Origin of the sequence: Cellulomonas sp. URHE0023 (assembly GCF_000688475.1) — a bacterium.
Lineage (GTDB): Bacteria > Actinomycetota > Actinomycetes > Actinomycetales > Cellulomonadaceae > Cellulomonas.
This window is the reverse complement of the sequence record NZ_JIAN01000013.1, coordinates 1-7,285: the sequence shown is the minus strand read 5'-3', so window position 1 is coordinate 7,285 and position 7,285 is coordinate 1. Positions and strand designations below refer to the sequence as shown.

7 protein-coding genes and 1 pseudogene are annotated in these 7,285 nt (G+C 66.1%); 1 reads left to right on the top strand and 7 read right to left on the bottom strand.

Translation table 11 applies throughout. The annotated features are described in order from the left end of the window. Both N553_RS25505 and N553_RS0120260 read right to left on the bottom strand, forming a co-directional pair. Positions 1 to 586: pseudogene (locus N553_RS25505) on the bottom strand (hypothetical protein); the annotation flags it as partial. A 508-nt stretch (positions 587 to 1,094) separates the two neighbouring features. Further along, the gene (locus N553_RS0120260) at positions 1,095 to 1,505 is read right to left on the bottom strand and encodes a hypothetical protein (protein WP_028048039.1); all 411 of its coding nucleotides are present in this window, start codon (positions 1,503 to 1,505) and stop codon (positions 1,095 to 1,097) included. 167 nt (positions 1,506 to 1,672) lie between these two features. On the opposite strand from N553_RS0120260, the gene N553_RS0120255 reads away from it, so the two are divergent. Next, positions 1,673 to 1,942, top strand: coding sequence for a hypothetical protein (locus N553_RS0120255; RefSeq protein ID WP_028048038.1), 270 nt, complete (start codon positions 1,673 to 1,675; stop codon positions 1,940 to 1,942). A gap of 2,032 nt (positions 1,943 to 3,974) precedes the next feature. On the opposite strand, the gene N553_RS0120250 is transcribed toward N553_RS0120255, so the two are convergent. From N553_RS0120250 to N553_RS25240, 5 genes are all read right to left on the bottom strand, one after another. Then, complete coding sequence (locus tag N553_RS0120250) at positions 3,975 to 4,772, bottom strand: RHS repeat domain-containing protein (protein WP_231505338.1); 798 nt, start codon at positions 4,770 to 4,772, stop codon at positions 3,975 to 3,977. Between the two features lie 74 nt (positions 4,773 to 4,846). Next, positions 4,847 to 5,077, bottom strand: coding sequence for a hypothetical protein (locus N553_RS0120245; protein ID WP_051640412.1), 231 nt, complete (start codon positions 5,075 to 5,077; stop codon positions 4,847 to 4,849). A 192-nt stretch (positions 5,078 to 5,269) separates the two neighbouring features. Next, on the bottom strand, positions 5,270 to 6,718 hold the full coding sequence (locus tag N553_RS0120240; protein WP_369796733.1) for an RHS repeat-associated core domain-containing protein: 1,449 nt from the start codon (positions 6,716 to 6,718) through the stop codon (positions 5,270 to 5,272). Continuing rightward, positions 6,672 to 7,001, bottom strand: coding sequence for a hypothetical protein (locus tag N553_RS25955; protein ID WP_369796732.1), 330 nt, complete (start codon positions 6,999 to 7,001; stop codon positions 6,672 to 6,674). Before N553_RS25955 ends, N553_RS0120240 begins: the two co-directional genes overlap by 47 nt. Beyond that, the coding region (locus N553_RS25240) for an RHS repeat domain-containing protein (protein WP_034623710.1) at positions 6,913 to 7,285 on the bottom strand (373 nt) is incomplete at its 5' end. The genes N553_RS25955 and N553_RS25240, both read right to left, overlap by 89 nt.

Genomic DNA, 7,285 nt, shown 5'->3' with positions numbered 1-7,285 from the left:
CCGTCGAGGTGACCTGACGGCCCGCCGCATCGTAGGTGTAGATGGTGCGCCCACCGGCCGCGTCGGTGTACGTGGTGAGCTTGCCGGTCGGGTCGTACGCCCAGGTCAGCCTTGAGGCGTCCGCGCGCAGCACCGATACCGGACGACCCGCGAGGTCGTACGTCGTGGTCCCGGCACGCCCGTCGGCATCGGTGACCGTGACCGGGCGGCCGGCCAGGTCGTAGGTGGTGACGGTCGTCGCCTTGCCCAGGGGGTCGGTGACCTTCACCATCTGGTCGGCCACGTCGTAGGTGTATGTGGTGCGTGCACCCGAAGGGCTGACCGTGGCGGTGACCCGGTTGCCCGCGTCGTACTCCGTGCGCGACACCCGACCCAACGCGTCAGTGGACGTGACCGGCCGACCCAGGGCGTCGTACGTCGTGCTCGTGGTCTTTCCGGCCGGGTCGGTGACCGTGCTCGGACGCCCGGCGGCGTCATAGGCGAAGGTCGTACGCGCACCAGCGGGATCGAGCACGGCGGTGAGCCGCCCGGCCCGGTCGTACTCGCGGATGCTGCTCGCCCCGGTGGCGTCGGTCGAGGACGTCACCTGCCCGGCCGCGTTGTACTGCGTAGAGGTGACGGCGCCCCGCTCGAAGGTGCGGGGTTTGCGTGGGGTTTTGGTCCGCCGATCAAATCTCAGGCCTGGTGAGACACCGTCCCACCAGGCCTGATACGTCGGGCTGACAGGATTTGAACCTGCGACCCCTTGAAGAATCCCGGGGCCGCGGGCATCTCGCCCGTCGTCTCGCACCATCTCGCGAAACCGCGTGTGATCTGCGGATTTCCGCGATGCGCCGCGACGAACACCGCGCATCGTCAACTCTTGTTGGGCGTCGCCACGCAGCGAATTCGTGGGGAAAACGTGGGGATTGCGATCCCCGCTGCCACGTCTTCGCCAATCACTCAAGCATGCCTCAAGGCGCACCGCCTCGGCCACAGTGAGGTCCTGCAGATGCCAAGCCATAGAAGATGGGTGCCTCAAACACGGGCAACCCAACCTGTGCGACCTGGAAATGCCCGGATCGCTGGGCAGTGAGCAGGGCCTGTCAGCTCACTCACTGCCCAGCTAGAACCTCCGCGATGAAGACTTCCAGCGGACGACCATCCGTCGGGTGCGCGGACAACGCCTCGCCGATCAGTTCACGCTCAGGCGCCCTGAATCCTCGGCCATCCAAATAGGCGACGATCGCCGCAGCGATCTGGCGATCGACGGGCACCGACCCGATGAGCGCGAGCGGCGCGTGTCGGTTAGTCGCAATGACGTCACGCACACCCGGGTCGGGCTCATCGTCGTACAGGCGCTGGAGCAGAGCCGTCGAGGTGACCGAACTGGCGGCCTCGGCGCGAACGAACGGATGCCGCTCGCCGGCTATCAGCTCCTCTTCTTCGGCCGACTGCGCCCCGACGTCGGTGATCCAACGTGCACGCGCCTGAGGATCAAGCTGCGAATACTGCTCGGACTCCATGCGATCGAGTGTGCCATCACCACTTGCACGTTGGGGTGGTTGTGTTCGTGCGCGACCCGCTGGTAGTTCTGCCTGAGACCGGCAGTGCATAGGTCACCCCGGAGTCTTCATAGTTACCCGTGACGTAGTAGCCGAAGACATTGCCCTTCTGGGCCACACCATGGCTGATGTACGCCGTCCTCAATGCCGTTGCTGAGGCAAAGACCGAGTTACTGCCGTTGGAGAAGGAGTTGTTCCGGAACGCCTCAACGGTCTACACCGGGCCGGTGATCCTTCCGCTGTTCGGTGTGTACAGGGAGTTGGCAGTCACGCGAGACGAAGTGTTTCCGGGGTCGATCTTGATAGTCGTGACCCAGCGGTCCGTGAGATTGCAGCCGATTACCCCCAGGGCGGCGCACTCGATGTGCTGCAACGTCGATGTCATCTGCCACGTGTAGCCACCGTTGACGATCCCACCCCAGACTGGAGCGATCTGGAAGCCGGACACCGAGATCATGGGCTGAACCCCGACCGGACCAGCGGCCGGAGGCGGGAGCGGCGTGACCGACTTCGGGCGCAACGCGTCCACCTGCGCCACGAGCTTGGCCTTCGTTGCGGGGGGTCAGCGTGATACCGGCGCTCGCTGCTGCGCGTGCCACCACGGTCGCCGAAGCCTCGGCAGCGTCATAGGTGATGCCAAACGATCCGGACGGAGAAGGAGTGGGCGTTGCAGCGCTGGCGACGCTAGCCGTTCCGACCGTCACGCTGAACGCCATAACGGCAGCCGTAAGCCAACGTAGACTCTTCATTTACCGCGCTCAATGCGTCGTAGCTCGAGATCACATTCGCTTGGTTCGGCTGGTCAATGTTGCCATGACTGGCCCTTCGTTGTTGTTGACCGCGGACACGCCGAGCGTGGCACGGTCGCTGGCCCCGGGGAGCAAGTCGAGCAAAACTCACCCAAACAGGTGGAGGCTTGCGCCTTGACCTCTTCGTCGACCAGGCCGGCTGCTGGACATCGTCGAGGACCCGTTCCAAGCAGGTCTTCAAGGCCTGGCTCGCCGCCCGCCCCGCGACCTGGCAGGCAGGCATCGAGGTCGTCGCGAAAGACGGGTTCACCTCGAGACCGGCGGCTTCAGACCCGCCTACTCCCCCGCTTGGGATGAGCCGGTTGACGTCCTCGACGTCTGGGGCATGTATCCAGGACCTCGACCCAGCCGTTCCGTTGCTCGGCGCCGGCTCAACGAACCAGCTACAGCCGGTCCGGCAGTGCCGACCCGCAGGTCGATTCGGGTGCGCTGCTCGACGTCGTCGGCACAATCGCATGCATCGTCGGCGCGCTGCTCTTCAGAATCCCGCTGGCTGTCGCGTCGCTGTTCCTGAACGTCGGAGGCAAGGGCGCGACGAGGCGTCACCTCGAGCGGCTGTGGTCTCCGTCCATGCACTGACCGCGTCCACCCAATCACGGGCGGGCGGGCACGACTCGCGTACCCCGGCCGATAATGCCCAGCCGAACCGCCCGCCCCCGTCGATCAAGTCCGAGCCGGCGAGCAAGCGCCTGACCAGGCCAGATAGAACGGACTCACCACATCTGAACCTGCGACCTGTCGTCACGCGGCGCGGTCCGCTGCTCTCAGCTCTACCGCTCCCACCAGGCACGATGCGGCTCTCAGCTCTCAGCTGACGCCCCCCGCGGACCGATCGAAAGTGTGGGTTTTCTGTGGGGTTTTGGTCCGCCGATCAAATCTCAGACCTGGTGAGACACCGTCTCACCAGGCCTGATACGTCGGGCTGACAGGATTTGAACCTGCGACCCCTTGAAGGATCCTGGGGGCCGACAACCTCTCCCTCGAGATCTCGCACCATCTGGTGAAACCGTGCGCGATCTGCGGATTTACGCGATGCGTGGCGACGAACACCGCGCATCGTTGACGGTCGTTGAGCGTCAACATGCAGTGAATTCGTGGGGTAAACGTGGGGACTGCGACCCTCGCTGGCCGCGCGCTCGCCGATCTCTTTAGCATGCCTCAAGCGACCCCACCCCGGCCAGAATGAGGTCAAAAACTGTGCGCAGGCTGACCCTGTCATCGTCACACCGCACGTCGGGCGCCGGCCACCTGAGTCGGCCCCGCCTCCTCGAACGAGGCGTGAGAGCAGTTCGTTCATCACCTTGACGGTGGCCAGGGCCGAGGGCAGGCCGAGGCCCGTGCGGCCGCGCCCATCCCTAGCGCGCTGGAAGCGATCGGCTTCCTCTCCAGGATCCATCGTTGACTCAGCCATTGGCCGATCCATTTCCCTACATCGTTTTCAATTCCCTACATCGTTCTAGTTTCTACTGCGTGCGCGGCACCACACCAGGGCGTCCCGAGCGCCCTCGGTCCGCGCCCCAGTACCCGTCTCTGTCCTCAGTCCCGCAACTGCCAGCAAAGCCGGACCAGTCGCCCGACGCAATCGAGATTGCGACGCCAAGACGAATGGCCTGGCTCATCACTAGCGCCCGTCCTCGTTGAGCGGCCGCTTTAGCCATTCTGGATCGGCCGCGTAGAGCGCGTCTCCGATGTCCTGTTGGTGCAATCCGAGTTTCACCAATGCATCTATTAGCACGCCTTGGCTAACCGGCGTTTGTTGCTCCCAATTGACCTTGTCGCCGTGCGACGGAGTGACCCTGGCGGTGTAACCATGCTCATGGCGCTCAATTCGAAGTTGCATCGTTACTCCACATGTACTCGAATGTAGTTCAGGTATCCAATGAGTTCGCCGAGTTCCATCGCGTAGTACGGGCTCGTAGGGTTCGGGAAGTTCGCGCGACCGGGCGCGGGTCCGCAGTCGTAGTGCGCCTGCCTGGTCGGTGCGCGTGGTGGCCTGGTCGGCCAGCAGACCAGCCGGGGTGTACTCATACGCCAGGGCCAGCAGGTCCTGACCCGTGCCGTTCTTGGTCGTGATACCCAGGGTCTGGCCCGCCACGTCGTGGCCGTAGTCGGTGACCACACCGTTCGGGTAGGTCAGCGAGTCGGTCTGCCCGTCCGCGTCGTACGCGTAGGTGTAGTCCCCACCGGTCCAGTCCCTGACCTTGGTGAGCTGGCCCGCGGCGTCGTAGGTGCGATGCACCGCCTTACCGCTTGGGTAGGTCACGTCGGTGAGCTGGCCCAACCTGTTCGAGTCATACCCCACCGAGGTGCTGCCGCGGGTCACGTCCGTGACCCGGCTCAGTGCGTCGCAGCCGACCCGGGTGGTGCGCGTGCCGTCGATGATCGTGGTGACCCGTCCGAGGAAGGAGCGCCGCCGCACACGAGCCGAGCGCACACCCGTCTCAGGCAGTAGAGGGAGACGCGTCCTTGCGTGCGCGGCACCGACTCGCGGCGTCACGATCGGTCGAGCCACTCGACCTCCCAGCCGCTCTCCGCGAAGTAGAGATCCACGTCGACGATCGACTCCACCCACGAGTCGTAGGCGTTGCCCGATCGATCTACGTTGTCGAAGGTGAGGATCAGGAAGCCACCGGACGAGCTCGTGTCGTCCGTGACCTCCACGAACCGCCCGGCGTCATCACCCGCAGCGATGCGCCCGAGCACACCAACCCTGAGATCGCGCATCGTCAATCCCTGAAGGGGATGTGGTTGTTGACGGATGGCACTCTCGCCCCGGGCGCGTACGTCTCCAGGTGCACGTGCGGGACGCCAGGCGGGTGGTTGCCCATCAGTGAGTTCCCATCCATTCGGAACTGCTGCAGGCCATCAGCACTCCGGAAGACACCGCTTCCGGGCTTGCCGAGTTCGACGTAGCCCTCACCAACCCACCTCTGTCCCGCAGTCAAGGCCTCCTCGGCACTCAGCGTGTAGGAACTCGTGAGGTTCCTCCGGGTCGCTCCGGCAGTCTCGGCCAGCACGTCGTCGACGACGCTTGAACTGCGAGCCGCGGTCGTTTGCGGCCCCTTCGGCGGCTTCCTTTGCCACGGCCTCGGCGGCTTCCTTCGCAGCGTATTGGCTTACTTCTCGCGCTGCGACTTCGGCGCCCTCGATGCCTGCACGGAGCCCAGTGCGTGCGAGGCCACCGCCGGGGATCATCCCCAAGGCGCTCATGGCAGCACGGATGCAGTCTCCATCGGAGATGTGCTTCAACGCGGCCCCGCCGGCGGCGAGCATGGAGCCGCCCAGCAGGATGGCTCCGATGGGCGCCCCTATCCCGGTGGCGCTGACGATCACGGAGGCGACTACGAGGACGGTGGAGATGTTGTCCCAGGTGCCTGCGGTCCACGTCTGGGGCTTCCACCAGGTCAGTCCGAGCGGGTCGGTGAACTGCAGGGGGTTGCCGTCGGTGTACCCGTAGGGGTTGCCGGTAGTGGCTTCGAGGGGGTCGCGGGTGAGGAACTGGGCGCTGTTCGGGTCGTAGTAGCGGGCGCGCAGGTAGATATACCCGGTGGGGTCGGTGTACTCCCCCGCGTACCCGAACGGGGTCGCGGTCGAGACGGCAGTCCCCGTGGTGGTCTGGGATCGGCCGTAGGTGTCGTAGTCGGCATCTGAGGTGATGTCGCCGGCCCGGTTGGTGGTGGTGCGGACCGAGCCGATCAAGTCGGTGTGCAGGTAGGTGACGGTGTCGTCGGCGAGGGTGATCTGAGCGAGCGGGATGCTGGCCGAGCCGTAGACGTAGGCGTGGGTGGCGTCGGTGACCAGCAGCGGGATCGAGGCGACGCTCTGCCAGGTGCAGTCCTCGGTCACACCGCCCGTGGTCGCCGTGGCGCGCAGACCGGCCGCGTCGTAGGTGTAGCTGGTCGTGGCCCCGGTCGAGCTCGTGACCGAGGTCAGCCGGTTGGCCTGGTCGTAGGTGTGGGAGGTGACCGCGATGCCGGCTAGGCGGGTGGCGGTCGTGGTGGCGCGGTTGCCGCGGTCGTCGTAGCCGAACGTGGTGGTCGTGTTGGTGCCGGGGTCGATCAGGGTGGTGGCTTGGCGGGCGGTGTCGTAGGTCAGGGTGCGACCGTCGGCCAGTGCGGAGACCGACCCGGCGGCGTCGAAGTCGAACGCTCCGGCGTTGTCGCCGGCGATCGAGGCGATCCGGCCTAGTGGGTCCCAGCTGAACTGTGAGGTGGTGGTCCCCGCGGCCGGTGGTGCGCGTGCCTGGTCGGTGCGCGTGGTGGTCTGGTCGGCCAGCAGACCTGCCGGCGTGTACTCATACGCCAGGGCCAGCAGGTCCTCACCGGTGCTGTTCTTGGTGGTGATACCCGGGGTCTGGCCCGCCACGTCGTGGCCGTAGTCGGTGACCACACCGTTCGGGTAGGTCAGCGAGTCGGTCTGCCCGTCCGCCTCGTACGCGTAGGTAGTCCCCACCGGTCCAGTCCCTGACCTTGGTGAGCTGGCCCGCGGCGTCGTAGGTGCGGTGCACCGCCTTACCGCTTGGGTAGGCCACGTCGGTGGGCTGGCCCAACCTGTTCCAGTCATACCCCACCGAGGTGCTGCCGCGGGTGACGTCCGTGACCCGGCTCAGGGCGTCGTAGCCGACCCGGGTGGTGCCGGTGCCGTCGATGATCGTGGTGACCCGTCCGGCCAGGTCGTAGGTGGTGCTCACGTCCGGGGTGGCATTCGGAGTAGTCGATGGACGTCTTGCGCCCGGCCGCGTCATACCCGAACGTCGTGCTCGCACCTCCGGGCTGGGTGAGCGTGGCGAGCTGGCCGGCGACGTCGTACCCGTAGGTCGTGGTCCGGCCCGCGGTGCCCGTCGAGGTGACCTGACGGCCCGCCGCATCGTAGGTGTAGATGGTGCGCCCACCGGCCGCGTCGGTGTACGTGGTGAGCTTGCCGGTCGGGTCG

Bases quoted from the DNA above. Each gene is read 5' to 3' on its own strand.
- N553_RS0120245 (WP_051640412.1), bottom strand. From the start codon at position 5,077: ATGCGCGATCTCAGGGTTGGTGTGCTCGGGCGCATCGCTGCGGGTGAT.
- N553_RS0120255 (WP_028048038.1), top strand. From the start codon at position 1,673: ATGTACGCCGTCCTCAATGCCGTTGCTGAGGCAAAGACCGAGTTACTG.
- N553_RS0120260 (WP_028048039.1), bottom strand. From the start codon at position 1,505: ATGGAGTCCGAGCAGTATTCGCAGCTTGATCCTCAGGCGCGTGCACGT.